This is a genomic window from Xanthomonas sp. 3075 (assembly GCF_014197275.1).
GTDB lineage: Bacteria > Pseudomonadota > Gammaproteobacteria > Xanthomonadales > Xanthomonadaceae > Xanthomonas > Xanthomonas campestris_B.
The window spans coordinates 1-16153 of record NZ_JACIFI010000024.1; the positions used below are offsets into that span (position 1 = coordinate 1).

Annotated in this window: 13 protein-coding genes; 9 read left to right on the forward strand and 4 right to left on the reverse strand. The window is 64.4% G+C overall.

Features of this window, described 5'->3' with window-relative positions; translation table 11 throughout:
* Nucleotides 1-147: 147 nt before the first annotated feature.
* The 8 genes from GGR62_RS17915 to GGR62_RS17950 all read left to right on the forward strand — a co-directional run bounded on the left by GGR62_RS17915 (nucleotide 148) and on the right by GGR62_RS17950 (nucleotide 10454).
* A complete protein-coding gene (locus tag GGR62_RS17915; protein ID WP_184409193.1) occupies nucleotides 148-1524 on the forward strand; it encodes an aspartate aminotransferase family protein in 1377 nt (458 codons plus the stop codon).
* Nucleotides 1525-1802: 278 nt separating this feature from the next.
* Nucleotides 1803-2918, forward strand: a complete 1116-nt coding sequence (locus GGR62_RS17920; protein ID WP_184409194.1) for a polyamine ABC transporter substrate-binding protein — start codon at nucleotides 1803-1805, stop codon at nucleotides 2916-2918.
* Between the two features lie 259 nt (nucleotides 2919-3177).
* A complete protein-coding gene (locus GGR62_RS17925; RefSeq protein ID WP_184409195.1) occupies nucleotides 3178-4383 on the forward strand; it encodes an HlyD family secretion protein in 1206 nt (401 codons plus the stop codon).
* Nucleotides 4380-5966, forward strand: coding sequence for an MDR family MFS transporter (locus GGR62_RS17930; protein WP_184409196.1), 1587 nt, complete (start codon nucleotides 4380-4382; stop codon nucleotides 5964-5966). The genes GGR62_RS17925 and GGR62_RS17930 overlap by 4 nt, the downstream gene beginning before the upstream one ends.
* A gap of 4 nt (nucleotides 5967-5970) precedes the next feature.
* Nucleotides 5971-7461 (forward strand): efflux transporter outer membrane subunit, encoded by a 1491-nt coding sequence (locus GGR62_RS17935; protein ID WP_184409197.1) that lies wholly within the window; start codon nucleotides 5971-5973, stop codon nucleotides 7459-7461.
* Between the two features lie 106 nt (nucleotides 7462-7567).
* The gene (gene potA / locus GGR62_RS17940; protein ID WP_184409198.1) at nucleotides 7568-8701 is read left to right on the forward strand and encodes a polyamine ABC transporter ATP-binding protein; all 1134 of its coding nucleotides are present in this window, start codon (nucleotides 7568-7570) and stop codon (nucleotides 8699-8701) included.
* Complete coding sequence (locus GGR62_RS17945; RefSeq protein ID WP_184409199.1) at nucleotides 8698-9609, forward strand: ABC transporter permease subunit; 912 nt, start codon at nucleotides 8698-8700, stop codon at nucleotides 9607-9609. Before potA ends, GGR62_RS17945 begins: the two co-directional genes overlap by 4 nt.
* Nucleotides 9606-10454 carry an ABC transporter permease subunit gene (locus GGR62_RS17950; protein ID WP_184409200.1) on the forward strand — a complete coding sequence of 283 codons (849 nt, stop codon included), beginning with the start codon at nucleotides 9606-9608 and terminating at the stop codon, nucleotides 10452-10454. The genes GGR62_RS17945 and GGR62_RS17950 overlap by 4 nt, the downstream gene beginning before the upstream one ends.
* Before the next feature lie 158 nt (nucleotides 10455-10612).
* Here GGR62_RS17950 and GGR62_RS17955 read toward each other — a convergent pair whose 3' ends face one another.
* On the reverse strand, nucleotides 10613-11035 hold the full coding sequence (locus tag GGR62_RS17955; protein ID WP_184409201.1) for a hypothetical protein: 423 nt from the start codon (nucleotides 11033-11035) through the stop codon (nucleotides 10613-10615).
* 265 nt (nucleotides 11036-11300) lie between these two features.
* On the opposite strand from GGR62_RS17955, the gene GGR62_RS17960 reads away from it, so the two are divergent.
* Nucleotides 11301-12665, forward strand: a complete 1365-nt coding sequence (locus GGR62_RS17960; protein WP_184409202.1) for an NAD-dependent succinate-semialdehyde dehydrogenase — start codon at nucleotides 11301-11303, stop codon at nucleotides 12663-12665.
* Nucleotides 12666-12944: 279 nt separating this feature from the next.
* Here GGR62_RS17960 and GGR62_RS17965 read toward each other — a convergent pair whose 3' ends face one another.
* Genes GGR62_RS17965 through GGR62_RS17975 form a run of 3 tightly spaced genes read right to left on the reverse strand, consistent with a single transcriptional unit; the run spans nucleotide 12945 to nucleotide 16107 of the window.
* A complete protein-coding gene (locus GGR62_RS17965; RefSeq protein ID WP_184409203.1) occupies nucleotides 12945-13946 on the reverse strand; it encodes a magnesium and cobalt transport protein CorA in 1002 nt (333 codons plus the stop codon).
* Between the two features lie 14 nt (nucleotides 13947-13960).
* The gene (locus tag GGR62_RS17970; protein ID WP_184409204.1) at nucleotides 13961-15232 is read right to left on the reverse strand and encodes a DUF4105 domain-containing protein; all 1272 of its coding nucleotides are present in this window, start codon (nucleotides 15230-15232) and stop codon (nucleotides 13961-13963) included.
* Nucleotides 15229-16107 (reverse strand): transporter associated domain-containing protein, encoded by an 879-nt coding sequence (locus tag GGR62_RS17975; RefSeq protein ID WP_184409249.1) that lies wholly within the window; start codon nucleotides 16105-16107, stop codon nucleotides 15229-15231. The genes GGR62_RS17970 and GGR62_RS17975 overlap by 4 nt, the downstream gene beginning before the upstream one ends.
* Nucleotides 16108-16153: the final 46 nt, after the last annotated feature.

The window sequence follows — 16153 nt, forward strand, 5'->3', positions numbered from 1 at the left end:
AGAAATTGCGAAAAATCCGAAGATCCAAACGCGACTCTCCGGAACGATGCGACATCCCGCACTCTCAGGCCTCATTGTTCAGACCTTCCTTAGCGAAACTCACCGCCACGGATCGTAAACTCGCCCATACCTCGCAGTGAGACGGTTATGGACCCGCACGCCCTGAAGACCCTGCAGCAGCTGGACGCAGCGCATCATCTGCATCCGTTCAACGACAACGCCGCATTGGCCGACAAGGGCACGCGCATCCTGATGCGCGGCGAGGGCGTGTATGTCTGGGATGCACAGGGCAACAAGTTGCTGGATGCGTTCGGCGGATTGTGGTGCGTCAACGTGGGCTACGGCCGCAAGGAACTCGCGCAGGCTGCGGCGCGGCAGATGGAGCAGCTGGCGTACTACAACAGCTTTTTCCAGTGCACCACCGAACCGACCATCCATCTTGCCGCCAAGCTGGCGGAACTGACGCCGGGCGATCTGAATCATGCGTTCTTCGCCAACTCCGGGTCCGAGGCCAACGACACCATCCTGCGCCTGGTGCGGCATTTCTGGGCGGTACAGGGGCAACCGCAAAAATGCATCTTCATCGGCCGTCACGACGGCTATCACGGCACCACCATGGCCGGTGCCAGCCTGGGTGGCATGAAAGGCATGCACAAGCAGGGTGGCTTGCCGATTCCGGACATTCACCACATCGCGCCGCCGTATCACTTCGGCGACGGCGAGGACATGGACCCTGAGGAATACGGCTTGCTGGCGGCGCGTCGGTTGGAACAGAAAATTCTGCAGCTCGGGCCGGAACGTGTCGCTGCGTTCATCGGCGAACCGATCATGGGTGCGATCGGGGTGTATATCCCACCGCGCAGTTACTGGCCCGAGATCGAACGTATCTGTCGGCGCTACGACGTGCTGCTGGTCGCCGACGAGGTGATCTGCGGGTTCGGGCGCACGGGCGCCTGGTTCGGCGCGGACTATTTCGGCTTCCAGCCTGATGTGATGACGCTGGCCAAGGGCATCACCTCCGGCTACATCCCGCTGGCAGCGGCCATGTTCAACGATCGCGTGGCCGCAGTGCTCAAGGACCAGGGCGGCGAGTTGGCGCATGGCGGCACCTATTCCGGGCATCCGGTGTGCGCGGCGGTGGCGCTGGAGAACCTGCGACTGTTGCAGGACGAAGGCATCGTGGAGACCGCGCGCACCCGTATCGCACCGTATCTGGCGCAACGCTGGACAGAACTGGGCGAACATCGCCTGGTGGGCGAGGCGCGTATCGCCGGGTTGGTCGGCGCGCTGGAACTTGTGCCGGACAAACGCCGGCGTGGCGTGTATTTCCCGCAGCGCGGGCGGGTGGGGGCGATGTGCCGCGACTTCGCATTGCGGCGCGGGCTGATCCTGCGCGCCACCTACGACGCCATGCTGTTGTCGCCGCCGTTGATCATCACCACGGAACAGGTCGACGAATTGTTCGACAAGGCCTGGGCGGCGCTGGACGACACCGCACACGCGCTGGGGCAATCGTCCGTGTGATGCTGCTTGTGGGTGCGTGTTGAGGCAGTGCCCCTACCGCAGCGTCGGCGTGCCACAGGGAGGTTTCCAGGGGTTGCCGTCAGCGGCACGCAGCGTGCGCCGTGTCGCTTGCGTTGGCGCCGGCCAAGCCGGGGACAGGCCGCACCCTGGCGGTCGATGCATCCCATTTCGACGCACGGCACACGCTGTGCCTGGGCAAACGCAATCATGGCAAGTAGTCTGGAGCTCCGACGGGCCGCACCCCGGCTTGCCCTCATCGCGCTGTCCCGGAGATCCCTATGACGCTGCGACTGCTCGCCTTGACGCTGTGCACCTTCTCGGTAGCCTCCTGCGGTAGCGGCAACGCACCGGACACGACCGAGGCGCAAGCCAAGGTACTCAACGTCTACAACTACTCGGACTACATTGCCGAAGACACCATTCCGGCGTTCGAGAAAAGCACCGGGATCAAGGTCACCTACGACGTGTTCGACAGCGACGAGATGGTGGAGACCAAGTTGCTCGCCGGGGGCAGCGATTACGACGTGGTGGTGCCCACGCTCAACTTCTTCGGGCGGCAGATCCAGGCCGGCGTCTTCCTGCCGTTGGAAAAGCGCAAGATCCCCAATCTGGCCAATCTGGATCCGGACATCATGCGTCGCATCGCCGCGCAGGATCCCGACAACCGCTACGGTGTGCCGTACATGATCGGCACCACCGGCATCGGCTACAACGTCGATAAGCTCAAGGCCATCTTCGGCAGCACCGAGGTCGCCAACAGCTGGGATCTGGTCTTCAAGCCCGAGAATCTGTCCAGGCTCAAGAACTGCGGTGTCACGATGCTGGACACGCCCTCGGACATGATCCCGATCGCGCTCAATTACCTCGGCCTGGATCCGCACAGCAGCAAGCCCGCCGAGATCGAAAAGGCCGCTGCGCTGCTCAAGACGATTCGCCCGTATGTGCAGAACTTTCATTCCAGCCAGTACGTGACATCGCTGGCCAACGGCAATACCTGCCTGGCGGTAGGGTGGTCGGGCGACATCATCCAGGCGCGCGATCGTGCGGTGGAAGCCGGCAACGGCATCACGGTGGCGTACGCGATTCCGAAGGAGGGCGCGCCGCAATGGTTCGACATGCTGGCCATCCCCAAAGATGCCAAACATCCGGAAAACGCCTATGCCTTCATCAATTATCTGTTGAAGCCGGAGGTGGCTGCGGCCAACACCAACTTCATCCACTACGCCAATCCGGTGCGCACCGCCACACCGCTGGTGGAGGCGGCGATCCGTCACGACCCCACCATCTACCCGCCGCCGGAGGTGACCGCCAAGATGTTCACCTATGCGATCAACTCGCCCGAGGTGGATCGGTTGTATACGCGGCTGTGGACCGAGATCAAGACCGGGCGCTGAGGCAGGGCAGTGGATGCGGCGCTGAAACGCGTCGCCTCGAAGAACCAAGGCTGGATTGATGCAGCGAGACGGTCGACAGCGGCATGAACGCCGGCCGTTGTTGCGGTGCTGCTGCCCATCCATGGCCTAGCGCAAGCGAGCTCATCACACAATCTGTACTGGCTGGTTTAAATAATAGTATCGTTGCGCCGCCTTCGCCGGAGCCGCCGATGCGGTCCGTCGGCGCGCGTGCCTCGCCCACGACACAGGACGCCTCACTTTGAGCAACAACGACCAGCAGTCCAACAACGGCCATGCGTCAGCCACGGAAGCCCACGGTGCCGACGCACACCGCAACCAGCAGGAGCCGGCCAAGCCCTCGCCGTTGAAGAATCCCAAGGTCAAATGGACGCTGATCGTGGTCGGCGTACTGGTGGCGATCCTGCTGGTGATCTGGCTGGCCTATTACCTGATCAAGGGCCGCTACATGCAGGACACCAATAACGCCTACCTGCAGGCCGATTCGGTGGCCGTGGCGCCGCGTGTCAGCGGCTATGTGACCAAGGTGATGGTGGGCGACAACCAGATCGTGGATGCCGGCCAGCCGCTGCTGCAGATCGACGATCGAACCTATCAGGCGAACCTGCAGCAGGCCGAGGCCGCAATCGCCGCGCGCCAGGCCGATATCGCAGCGGCCACCGCCAATGTCTCTGGGCAGGAGTCCTCGCTGGTGCAGGCGCGTAGCCAGGTGACCTCGGCAGCGGCAAGCCTGAAATTCGCCCAGGCCGAAGTGAAGCGCTTCGCCCCGTTGGCCGCCTCGGGCGCTGACACCCACGAACATCAGGAAAGCCTGCAGCACGAGCTGGCCCGCGCCCGCGCCCAGTACGACGCGGCGCAGGCGCAGGCCAAGGGGGCGCAGAGCCAGATCCTGGCCAGCAACGCGCAGCTGGAACAGGCGCAGGCCGGCTTGAAGCAGGCCACCGCCGATGCCGATCAGGCCCGTGTCGCGGTGGAAGACACCCGGCTGACCAGCCGCATCCACGGCCGTGTGGGCGACAAGACCGTGCAGGTGGGCCAGTTCCTGGCCGCCGGCACCCGCACCATGACCATCGTGCCGCAGCAATCGCTGTACCTGGTGGCCAACTTCAAGGAAACCCAGGTCGGCCTGATGCGTCCGGGTCAGCCGGCCGAGATCAAGGTCGATGCGTTGTCGGGCGTGAAGCTGCACGGCAAGGTCGAAAGCCTCTCGCCGGGCACCGGCTCGCAGTTCGCCTTGCTGCCACCGGAGAACGCCACCGGCAACTTCACCAAGGTGGTGCAGCGCATCCCGGTGCGTATCCGCGTGCTGGCCGGTGACGAGGCACGCAAGGTGCTGGTGCCGGGCATGTCGGTCGAAGTCACCGTGGATACGCGCTCGGCCAAGGACGCCAAGCAACGGGCCGAGGAGGAATCCGATCGCATGCAGGCGCAGGAGCGCGCGCAATGACGGCAGCAGCAGCCACCGGCCCCCGTGCCGGCGGCAGCGCCCAACGCGAGAAGGCCGAGCCGGGTGCCTGGCTGGCGGTGCTGGCCGGCACCATCGGCTCGTTCATGGCGACGCTGGACATCTCCATCGTCAACGCGGCGCTGCCCACCATCCAGGGCGAAGTCGGTGCCAGCGGCACCGAAGGCACCTGGATTTCCACCGCGTATCTGGTCGCCGAGATCATTATGATCCCGCTGACCGGCTGGTTCGTGCGCACGCTGGGCCTGCGTAACTTCCTGCTGATCTGCGCGGTGATGTTCACCGTGTTTTCGGTGGTGTGCGGGCTGTCGACCTCGTTGACGATGATGATCATCGGCCGCGTCGGCCAGGGCCTGGCCGGTGGTGCGCTGATTCCCACCGCCTTGACCATCGTCGCCACGCGGCTGCCGCCCAGCCAGCAGACCATGGGTACCGCCTTGTTCGGTATGACCGTGATCATGGGGCCGGTGATCGGCCCGCTGCTGGGCGGCTGGCTCACCGAAAACGTCAGCTGGCACTATGCGTTCTTCATCAACGTGCCGATCTGCGTGGGTCTGGTGGCCTTGCTGCTGCTCGGCCTCAAACACGACAAGGGCGATTGGGCAGGCCTGCTCAGGGCCGACTGGCTGGGCATCTACGGCCTGACCGCCGGCCTGGGCGGACTCACCGTGGTGCTGGAAGAAGGGCAGCGCGAGCGCTGGTTCGAATCCAGCGAGATCAACACGCTGAGCGTGATCGCCTTGAGCGGATTCGCCGCACTGGTGATGTCGCAGTTTCGCCAGCGGCCACCGGTGATCCGGCTGTCGTTGCTGATGCAGCGCAGCTTCGGCGCTGTCTTCATCATGGTGATGGCGGTGGGCATGATCCTGTTCGGGGTCATGTACATGATTCCGCAGTTTCTGGCGGTGATCTCCGGCTACAACACCGAGCAGGCCGGATACGTGCTGTTGCTGTCCGGCCTGCCGACCGTGCTGCTGATGCCGATGATGCCCAAGCTGCTTGAAACGGTGGACGTGCGCATCCTGGTGATCTCCGGCCTGATCTGTTTTGCCGCAGCCTGCTTCGCCAATCTGTCGCTGACCGCCGACACGGTCGGCATGCATTTTGTCGCCGGCCAGTTGCTGCAGGGCTGTGGGCTGGCGCTGGCGATGATGTCGCTCAACCAGGCGGCGATTTCGTCGGTGCCGCCCGAGCTGGCCGGCGATGCATCGGGTCTGTTCAATGCCGGCCGCAACCTGGGCGGCTCGGTGGGCCTGGCGCTGATCTCCACCTTCCAGGAGCGCCGCATGACCTTCCACACCGAAACCATCGGCAGCGCGATCACTGCCAATTCCTCGCGCGCGCAGGACTTTCTTTCCGGCCTGACCGCGCAGATGCAGGGCAGCGCCGGCGGCGAGGCAGCCATTCGCTCGGTCGCGCAACTGGCGCGGCTGGTGCAGCAGCAGGCCCTGGTGATGACCTATAGCGATCTGTTCTGGATCTTCGGCGTGATCGTGGTCTGCACGATTCCGCTGGCCTTTTTGCTCAAGCCGTTACCGAAGGGGACGCAACTTGCGATGCACTGATTCCATGCGCCTGATCCGCATGCCGCTGGCCGCGGCGGTGAGCGCCTTGTTGCTCGGCGGCTGCATGCTGGGCCCCAATTACACCAAGCCACCGGCGGTGGCCGAGGCGGCCATGCAGGCACCTGCACTGCATCGCGCCAGCGGTGCCGAGGTGGTCGCCGCTGCGCCGCTGAATCACTGGTGGGAGGAACTGCACGATCCGACGCTCACCCAGCTGATCACCCAGGCGCTGGCAGACAGCCCCAACCTGCGTGCGGCGCAGGCGCGCCTGCGCGGCAACCGTGCATTGGCCCGCCAACGCCGTGCCGAGCGCCTGCCCAAGCTCAATGCCAGCGCCATGTATGTGTATGCGGAGCCACCGCAGGCCATCGTCGACACCCTGGGCCGATTGCAGAACGGCCAGAACGGTCAGCCACCGGCGCAGGGCAGCGAAGCGCTGGACCTGGAAAAAACCCAGCTCTACAGCGCCGGGTTCGATGCCAGCTGGGAACTGGATTTCTTCGGTCGCCGCCGTCGCGCCGCCGAAGGCGCCTTGGCACAGGCGCAGGCCTCCGAAGCCGAGCTGGCCGACGCGCAGGTGCAGCTGGCGGCCGAAGTGGGGCAGGTGTATCTCAACTACCGCGGCTTGCAGGCGCGGTTGGCGATCGCCGATGCAAATCTCGACAAGATCGGGCAGACCTTGCGCCTGACCCAGCAGCGCCGCGAGCGCGGCGCCGCCTCGGACTTGCAGGTCGAACAGATCGCCACCCAGGTGCAGCAGCAGCAGGCGCAACGCCTGCCGCTGGAGATGCAATCGCAGGAAGCGCTGGACCAGTTGGCATTGATGGTCGGGCGCGCGCCCGGTGCATTGGACGCGCAACTGAGCAGCCCGCAACCGTTGCCGATGTTGCCGACCCAGGTACGCGTGGACGATGCCGGCGCGTTGATTCGTCGCCGCCCGGATGTGCGCAAGGCCGAGCGCGAGCTGGCCGCGTCCAGCGCGCAGATCGGCGAAGCGTTGAATGGCTATTTCCCACAGGTGACCCTATTGGGCGGGCTGAGCTGGATCGCCGGCTCGCCCAGCGATTTCAATTCCGATGCGTTGACCAAGCTGGCGGTGCCGATGCTGCGCTGGTCGATCTTCGATTTCGGCAAGACCCGCGCGCAGGTGGAGCAGGCGCGCGCCGGCAACGCCGGCCGCGAGGCGGCCTACGAGGCTGCGGTGCTGGCGGCGTTGCAGGATGCCAATTCCGCACTGTCGCGGTTTGGTTCGGCGCGCAAGCAACTGGTGGTCGCGCGCCAGGCCGAAGCTTCGGCCACGCGCTCTGCCGGACTGATGCAGCAACGCCGCGATGCCGGCGCCACGTCGTCGATCGATCTGCTCGACGTACAACGCCAGCAACTGTCTGCGCAGGACGCCGCCGCACAGGCGCAGGTGCAGTTGCTGGTGAACTACGTCGCGCTGCAGAAGAGCCTGGGCCTGGGCTGGAGCGCGCCGGTACAAGAAGCGCGCTGACGCCTCGCCACGGTCGGCGGCAGCGCGGCGGTGGCCGGCGTTGTTTTCCATGAGGGTGCCGGCCGAGGCGATGGTGTCGCCGGCACTGATGCAATCGAGAGGTTTCATGGCACTGCCCGAACCCGCGCCGTTGCTGCAACACGCTCCAGGCGATACCGACTATCTGCGCATCGGCGAGGTGCGCAAGGAATTCGACGGTGTCGTCGCGGTCGATGACGTCAGTCTGCAGATCCGCAAGGGCGAACTCTTCGCGTTGCTGGGCGGGTCGGGCAGCGGCAAGTCCACGTTGCTGCGTTGCCTGGCCGGCTTCGAGCGGCCGACCAAGGGCCGCATCGTGCTCGATGGGCAGCCGCTCGACGCACTGCCACCGTACCAGCGTCCGATCAACATGATGTTCCAGTCGTATGCGCTGTTTCCGCACATGAGCGTGGAGCAGAACATCGCGTTCGGATTGAAGCAGGAAGCCTTGTCCAAGGCGGCCATCGCCACGCGTGTTGGCCAGATGCTGGAACTGGTGCAGCTGGGCGACTTGGCCAGGCGCAAACCGCATCAGCTCTCCGGTGGGCAGCAGCAGCGCGTGGCGTTGGCACGCTCGCTCGCCAAGCGGCCCAAGCTGTTGTTGCTGGACGAGCCGATGGGCGCGCTGGACAAAAAACTGCGTTCGCAGATGCAGCTGGAACTGGTCAATATCATCGAGACCTCCGGCGTCACCTGCGTCATGGTCACCCACGATCAGGAAGAGGCGATGACCATGGCCACCCGCATCGCGTTGATGGACCGGGGGCGGATCCAGCAGATCGGCACTCCTGACGAAATCTACGAGCAACCGGCCAATCGCTTTGCGGCCCAATTCATCGGCTCGGTCAATTTGATCGATGCGCGCGTCGTCGACAACAAGCCGGATGCCGTCAACCTCCAGACCTCTGCGTTCGATGCCAGTATCCGCATCGGCTACGGCATCCCCGGGTTGCAAGCGCAGGCAGTGGCATTTGCGCTGCGTCCGGAACAGCTCGCCATCGGCAAGGATGAACCCGCACAGGCCTGCAACAAGGCGCAGGGCGTGATCGAGGACATCGCGTATTTCGGCAGCCATTCGGTGTATCACGTGCGCCTGCCCAGCGGTTTCAAGCTGATGGTCCACGTTGCCAATCGTCAGCGCGCGGGTAGCCAGGCGCCGACCTGGGGCGATACGGTATGGGTAAGTTGGGGCGAGCAGGACGGCGTGGTGCTCACCGCATGATGCGGCGCCTGCTGCGCGCACTGCCGGGTGCACGCTGGGGCGTGATCGCTGCGCCGTATCTGTGGCTGCTGGTGTTTTTTGCGATCCCGTTTCTGATCGTGCTGAAGATCTCCTTCGCCGAACGCGCCACGGCGATGCCGCCGTACACGCCGCTGTTCGCCCATGCGGCCGACGGCGCGATGCGCGTCAAGCTGCATCTGAACAATTATCTGGCCTTGCTGCGCGACAGCCAGTACGTGGCGGCGTACGCGAATTCGATCAGGATCGCGGCGGTGTCCACCGTGTTTGCGTTGTCGATCGGTTACCCGATGGCCTACGTCATCGCGCGTCTGCCGCTGGCCACGCGCCATGTGGCGATGATGCTGGTGGTGCTGCCATCGTGGACCTCGTTCTTGATCCGTGTGTACGCGTGGATCGGCATTCTCGATGGCAATGGCTTGCTCAATCAGGCGCTGCTGGCGTTGGGCGTGATCCGGCAACCAGTGCAGTTGCTGTACACACCGCTCGCCGCGTATATCGGCATCGTGTACTGCTATCTGCCGTTCATGGTGCTGCCGCTGTACGCCAACCTGGTCAAGCACGATCAGCGCCTGCTCGAAGCGGCCTACGACCTGGGCGCACGCCCGTGGCAGGCGTTCGTGCGCATCACCTTGCCGCTGTCGCGCAACGGGATCGTGGCTGGCTGCATGCTGGTGATGATTCCGGCAGTGGGCGAGTTCGTGATCCCGGAAATGCTGGGCGGCCCGGACACCTTGATGATCGGCCGCGTGCTGTGGGGCGAGTTCTTCAATAACCGCGACTGGCCAATGGCCGCCGCAGTGGCCACGGTGATGTTGCTGCTGTTACTGGTGCCGATCGTGATCTTCCACCGTTATCAGCAGCGCGAGCTGGAAGGGCGTCCGGCATGATGCGCACCTCTCGCAGTGGCCGCATGGTGGGCGCCAGCGTGCTCGCGCTGGGTTTCGGCTTTCTGTATCTGCCGATCCTGTTGCTGATGGTCTACTCGTTCAACGCCTCGCGGCTGGCGACGGTATGGGGCGGTTTTTCCACCCGCTGGTATGGCGCGTTGTTGGGCGATCGTCAGTTATTGGAGGCGGCCTGGGTCAGCCTGAAGATTGCGTTCTGGACGGCCTGCGCCTCGACGGTGCTGGGCACGATGGCGGCCATGGCGATGGTGCGCATGCGCCGCTTTCCCGGCAAGACCCTGTTCGGTGCGTTGATCACCGCGCCCCTGGTGATGCCGGAAGTGATCATCGGCCTGTCGATCCTGCTGTTGCTGGTGTCGATGGGGGGCGTGCTGGGCATCGCACCGCGCGGCATGGTCGCCATCTGGATGGCGCACGTCACCTTCACTGTCTCCTTCGTCACGGTGCTGATGTCCTCGCGCCTGCAGGAACTGGATCGCTCGCTGGAAGAAGCGGCGATGGATCTGGGCGCGACGCCGTTGAAGGTGTTCGCGCTGATCACGTTGCCCATCATCGCGCCGGCATTGGCAGCGGCCTGGTTGCTGGCATTCACGCTGTCGCTGGACGATGTGGTGATCGCCAGTTTTCTGTCCGGGCCCAGTTCCACCACATTGCCGATCAAGGTATTCGCGTCGGTACGGATGGGCATCAGCCCCAAGATCAACGCTCTTGCGACGGTCATGGTGCTGGCAGTGTCGGCCGTCGCGGTGATCGGCTGGTGGTTGCTCGCCCGCAGCGAGAAGCACCGTCAGCGTGATGCACGGTTGGCGCTGCAGGCTGCTTCCTGAGCGCCTGCCAGTATTGGTGAGGCGAATGAACCGCAGCAAGCGGCTGCCAGACAGCTGCCAACGGTGAAACCACCGACTGGTACGAAGCTGGCAAGCCGATTCTGGACGCCTTCCGCGCGTGCGCCGGGCGGTGAGTGCAACCGTTCGATCGGCTGCTCTTACCTGGCTGGAGGCGTGTAACCGCTGTCCCAGGGCTGCGGTTTGGTCAGGTAGCACTGATACTCGGCGCTGATCTGGTAGCCCTGTTGCTCGACTCTGGGTTGTTCGTCGTCGTGATCCTTGCGATTTTCCTTGCCGTCGTCCTTGCCGTCGTCCTTGGACTTTTTGCTGATCGGATAGATCGTGACCATGTTCGGCGACGACTGCGCAGTAACGAATTGGCGGATCGCCGTGTCCGAGCACGCACGCAGCGCCTCTTCCTCGCAGGGTTGCGTGCGGTTGGGCACAGCATCTATGCAGCTCACGGTGACAAATCCGTTCGGGCTGGGACGCGGGCCGTGAAACATGTCCTGGATGGCGGCACATCCCGGCAGGCATGCGCTGGCACCAATTACAACTAGAGCAATGAGATCTCGGCGCATGTTGTGGTCTTCCGTGAATAAACGAATCTGCCAATTGCGGGATGCTAGAGCATTCCGTGCGGTTGGACCATGGACAGGGCAGCGCTGCCTTCGTCATCTTGATTTGGGAGTCATTCCAGCTGCCGTTCGTCGGCGAGCGGCCCGATGGAGATGCGGCATTGCGTCGCGGTGTGGGCAAACACAGCGTTGCAGTGAGTTGAAGCGGTTGTGACGCGGCTGCAACTTGCCGGCCACTAGCATGGCCGGTCTGTAACAGGAGACCGTCATGTCCTACGACACCATCAATCCGGCCAACGGCCGGGTCGAGCACACCCAGCACACCCTGGACGCCGCCGCCATCGAGGCGCGTCTTGCCGCCGCCGCCAATGCGTTCCCCGGTTGGGCAGCGCTGCCACTGGCCGAGCGCGGCGCACGGCTGCGCCGCGTCGGCGAGGAGCTGACGAAACGACGCGACGACCTGCAGCGCACCATGACCGCAGAGATGGGCAAGCTGCGCCATGAAGCGCTGGCCGAGGTCGACAAGTGCGCGCAGGCGTGTGCCTATTACGCCGAGCACGCGGCCGCGTACCTGGCGCCGCGTGATATCCCGACCGAAGCGCAATCCAGCTATGTGCGTTACGAGCCGCTAGGTTGCGTCTTCGCGGTGATGCCGTGGAATTTTCCGCTGTGGCAAGCGTTTCGTTTTCTCGCGCCAGGCCTGATGGCGGGCAATGTGGCATTGCTCAAGCACGCCAGCAACGTGCCGCGTTGCGCCGATGCGATGAAGCAGGTGCTGGACGCGGCCGGTATCCCGCCAGGCGTGTTCGACGTGCTGCATATCGACAACGACCAGGCGGCAGAGGTGCTGCGCGACGCGCGCATTGCCGCAGTGACGCTGACCGGTAGCGAACGCGCGGGCCGTTCGCTGGCTGCCAACGCCGGCGACCAGCTGAAGAAGTGCGTAATGGAGCTCGGCGGCAGCGACGCCTTCGTGGTGCTGGAAGACGCCGATCTGGAGCACACCGTGCAGTCGGCGGTGCAATCGCGGTTCGACAACAGCGGGCAGACCTGCATCGCTGCCAAGCGCTTCATCGTGGTGGATGCGATCGCCGATCGCTTTATCGAACGCTTCGTCGTGGCCGCTTCCGAGCGCGTGCTCGGCGACCCGCAGCAGGACGGCACCACGCTCGCGCCAATGGCGCGGGCCGATCTGCGCGACGAACTGCATACTCAGGTGCGGGCCAGCGTGCAGAAAGGCGCCATCGTGTTGCTCGGTGGCGAACCGGTGCCCGGCTCGCATGCCGGTTACCCGGCCACCATTCTCGATCAGGTCGCGCCGGGCATGCCGGCCTATGACGAAGAGCTGTTCGGCCCGGTCGCTTCGGTGATCCGGGTGAGGGACGAAGCGGACGCGGTGCGCGTGGCCAACGACACCAGCTTCGGCCTCGGCGGCAGCGTGTGGACTGCCGATGCCAAACGCGGCGAACGCGTCGCCCAGCAATTGCAGTGCGGTGCGGCGTTCGTCAATTCGGTGGTCAAGAGCGATGTGCGTCTGCCGTTCGGCGGTATCAAGCGCTCGGGATTCGGCCGCGAACTGGCAGAGCACGGCATCCACGAGTTTATGAACATCAAGACGATCTATGTGGCTTGAGAGCGGGGATTGGTGATTCGGGAGTTGGGATTCGTAAAGGCCACGGCGCTCCCTTCTCCATCGGGAGAAGGTGCCCGATGGGCGGATGAGGGTGCGCATGAGGCGCTGGTTGACTCGCGCGTACGCCAACAGAAACCACCAGACATCAAACAGTCTTGGTCAACCGATTAAAGCAATAGCGATCAAAACACACCCATGGCTCAAGCTGGATCAGCAATCAGCAAACCCGCTCTAACCAATCCCGACTCCCGACTCCCGAATCCCGGCCGCAAAGCGGCCCTACAGCCACCGCGCGCGCTTGAACAGGCGATACAGCGCCAGGCATGAGCCAACCACGCCGGCCACGAGCAAGGGGTATGCGTAGCGTTTGTCCAGCTCGGGCATGTGGGTGAAGTTCATGCCGTACCAACTGGTGATCAGGGTAGGGGCCGCCAGCAATGCGGCCCAGGCACCCAGGCGCTTGACGGTTTCGCCCTGTGCCAGCGTCACCATCGACAGGTTGACGCTCAAGGCGGTGCCCAGCATTTCGCGCAAGGTGTCGATGGCGTCGTTACTGCGCACGGCGTGATCGAGGACGTCGCGCAGGTAGATGCCGACCTCGTCGTGGATCAGCGAGCCAGGGTTGCGCTTGAGGTGCGAGAGTACGTCCTGCAGTGGCGCCACCACCAGCCGCATCTTGTTGAGTTCGCGCTTGAGCTCATACAGGCGCACCACCGTTTCGCGTTTGTAGTCGTCGGCGAAGATATCTTTTTCCAGGCCTTCCAGCGTGTCGCGGAACTCGTCCATGATCGGCAGGTAGTTGTCGACCACGAAATCGAGCACGCCATACAGGCAGAACGAAGCGCCCATGCGCAGCATCGCCGGCTCACGTTCGACCCGGTGCCGCACGGGCGAATACGATAGCGACGCGCCATGGCGCACGGTCAACAGAAAGCGTGCACCTAAAAACGCATGCGTCTCGCCATAGCGGATGCGTTCGTTGACCAGTTGTGCGGTGTTGACCACCACGAACAACGAATTGCCGTAGCTCTCGGCCTTGGGGCGTTGATGCGCCTTGAGCGCGTCTTCGATCGCCAGATCGTGCAGGCCGAACTCGTCCTGCAGTTTGTGCAGCACCGATTCCTGCGGCTCGTACAGGCCGACCCAGACAAAGCCATCCGGGCGCTGCAGCACGTCGCTGATCTGCTCCAGGCTGATGTCGTGGCGCTCGCCCTGGCCGTCGTAATAGGCGCAGGTGATGACGCAGGAGGGGTTGTCCGGATGGCTGCCGTGGTGATTCATGGGCGCATCCTGGGTCAGCGCATGCGAGGGGGGACGTCACGCCGCCGCAACGCGATGGCGAGCGCGGTGTGGATCGGCAACAGCAGCAGCACCCATTGCAGGTTGCCCTGCGCCTGGAACGACAGCCAGTGAATCAGCAAGGCCAGCAGCGCCGAGGCAGCGACCACCCAGCGCACCACATCGAACCAGCGTCCCGGCCGGCGTCCACGCCACACGGCGATGCCGCCGATCAGCAACAGCAGGCATAGCGGGTTGACCAACAACAGGTTGCGGTTGGCCCATGCCGATTGATGCACGGTGAAGCCCCACAGATACACCAGCAAGCCGCCGCCGATTGCGCACAGCAGCCAGTACGGCAGTGCAAGCGCGGCCAGCAGACGTTGCCTGCGACCGAGTGCCAGCACGCCGGTAGCGACGATCAGCCCGGTCAGCAGCCAGGGCCACCAATGCCGCTGCTGTTCGGCCGGCTCCGGTGCGATGCGATGCGGCAGCACGACCTGGGTGGACTGCACCAACGGGCGGCCGGCACTGTTGTGCACCTGGGTCAGGCTGTCGGCCAGCCGCATCGGCACGAAGGCTTCTTCCCAGCGCGATAGCGGGCGGTCCGCGTAAGGGCCCAGCCCCAGATCGAAGCCCAGCCACATCCACGGGGCAGGGGAGGCCAGGCGCACTGCTTCGCTACGGAACGTGTTGCCACGCGAGCGGCCGGCCAGTTGCGATTTCAATGCGCCGCCCATGGCACGGTCCAGCGTGTCGCGGACCATCGTGGCGCAGTTGGCCATGAAGTAATCGTAGTGGTAGCGCGCATTTTCCGGCTGGCTGCGGATGGCGAGCCCATCGGCCAGGGCGCGCGCCTGTTCCGGTGGCAGGTCCAGCCACTGGATGCTGACGCCGCGGCCGCCGGCGCGATATTGCTGCAGGTCTTCTTCCAGCGGCAACGCCACCAGGTAATACATCATCTCGCCGCGCGCAAAACGCGGGACGAAATCCGGCTCGCTTGGATCGAAGAAGCCGAAGTTGTACGAGGTGGCCTGCTGGGTGACGGGATCGACCACCACGATGGCATCGTGACCGAAGCGTTCGAAGAACACCTCGCCCGGCTGCATGGTGACCACACCGACACGCGGTGCCGGTACAGATGGCTGGCCGGTGGCTTGGCTGGCAGCCTGAGCCATGGCCACCGGTGCGACCAGGAGCGCCAACAGCAGGACGATCACGCACGCAGCCCAGTGCCGAACGCTGCTGCGGTTGGACGCTGCAGCGGCAATGCAAGGCGACAGGTTCAAGCCTCGTCCTGCGAGTCTGGCGGCAGAATGGTCACATGGAAGGCATGCACGCGTCGCGCGTCGGCCTTGGCCACGCGGAACGCAAAGCGCCCCAGCGTCAGCTCTTCGCCGGTTTCCGGCAGATGCCCGATCGCATCGGTGACCAGGCCGCCGACGGTGTCGTATTCGTCGTCGGGAAATTGCGCACCAAAGCGTTCGTTGAAGTCTTCGATCGGCGTCAGCGCATCGACCACATAGCGGCCGTCGGCCTGGATGGCGATCAGCGAATTCTCTTCTTCGGCATCGTCGTGCTCGTCGTCGATCTGGCCGACGATCTGCTCCAGCACGTCTTCGATGGTGACCAGGCCGGCGACGCCGCCGTACTCGTCCACCACGATCGCCATGTGGTTGCGCGACAGGCGGAATTCCTTGAGCAGGACATTGAGCTTTTTGGACTCGGGGATCAGCACCGCCGGGCGCAACAGTTCGCGCACGTTGCCGGGCCCGTTGTCGGCGACCACGCCGCGCAACAGGTCCTTGGCCAGCAAAATGCCGAGCACTTCGTCCTTGTTCTCGCCGTGCACCGGGAAGCGCGAATGGCCGGATTCGACCACCTGCTTCATCAGGTCGATGAAACGTGCTTCCACCGGCAACGAGACCATCTGCGAGCGCGAGATCATCACATCGCCCACGGTGAGCTCGGACACGGAGATCGCGCCTTCCATCATGCGCAAGGTGTCTGCGGCGATGAGACCGTCCTGTTCGGCGGTCCGCAGCAACGCGACCAGTTCGTCGCGGGTATGGGGCTCGCCGGAGAAGGCAGCGCTCAGGCGCTCGAGCCAGCTACGGCGTTTTTCGGGTGTTTCTTGGGATTGGCTACTGTCGTCTTCGGACATCGTGACGGGGGACGGCACCCGGCAAACCAGGCGATAGGCGCCAGTC

Coding starts and splice junctions, on each gene's coding strand:
- GGR62_RS17915 (WP_184409193.1), top strand. CDS start 148: ATGGACCCGCACGCCCTGAAGACCCTGCAGCAGCTGGACGCAGCGCAT.
- GGR62_RS17920 (WP_184409194.1), top strand. CDS start 1,803: ATGACGCTGCGACTGCTCGCCTTGACGCTGTGCACCTTCTCGGTAGCC.
- GGR62_RS17930 (WP_184409196.1), top strand. CDS start 4,380: ATGACGGCAGCAGCAGCCACCGGCCCCCGTGCCGGCGGCAGCGCCCAA.
- GGR62_RS17935 (WP_184409197.1), top strand. CDS start 5,971: ATGCGCCTGATCCGCATGCCGCTGGCCGCGGCGGTGAGCGCCTTGTTG.
- potA (WP_184409198.1), top strand. CDS start 7,568: ATGGCACTGCCCGAACCCGCGCCGTTGCTGCAACACGCTCCAGGCGAT.
- GGR62_RS17945 (WP_184409199.1), top strand. CDS start 8,698: ATGATGCGGCGCCTGCTGCGCGCACTGCCGGGTGCACGCTGGGGCGTG.
- GGR62_RS17950 (WP_184409200.1), top strand. CDS start 9,606: ATGATGCGCACCTCTCGCAGTGGCCGCATGGTGGGCGCCAGCGTGCTC.
- GGR62_RS17955 (WP_184409201.1), bottom strand. CDS start 11,035: ATGCGCCGAGATCTCATTGCTCTAGTTGTAATTGGTGCCAGCGCATGC.
- GGR62_RS17960 (WP_184409202.1), top strand. CDS start 11,301: ATGTCCTACGACACCATCAATCCGGCCAACGGCCGGGTCGAGCACACC.
- GGR62_RS17965 (WP_184409203.1), bottom strand. CDS start 13,946: ATGAATCACCACGGCAGCCATCCGGACAACCCCTCCTGCGTCATCACC.
- GGR62_RS17975 (WP_184409249.1), bottom strand. CDS start 16,107: ATGTCCGAAGACGACAGTAGCCAATCCCAAGAAACACCCGAAAAACGC.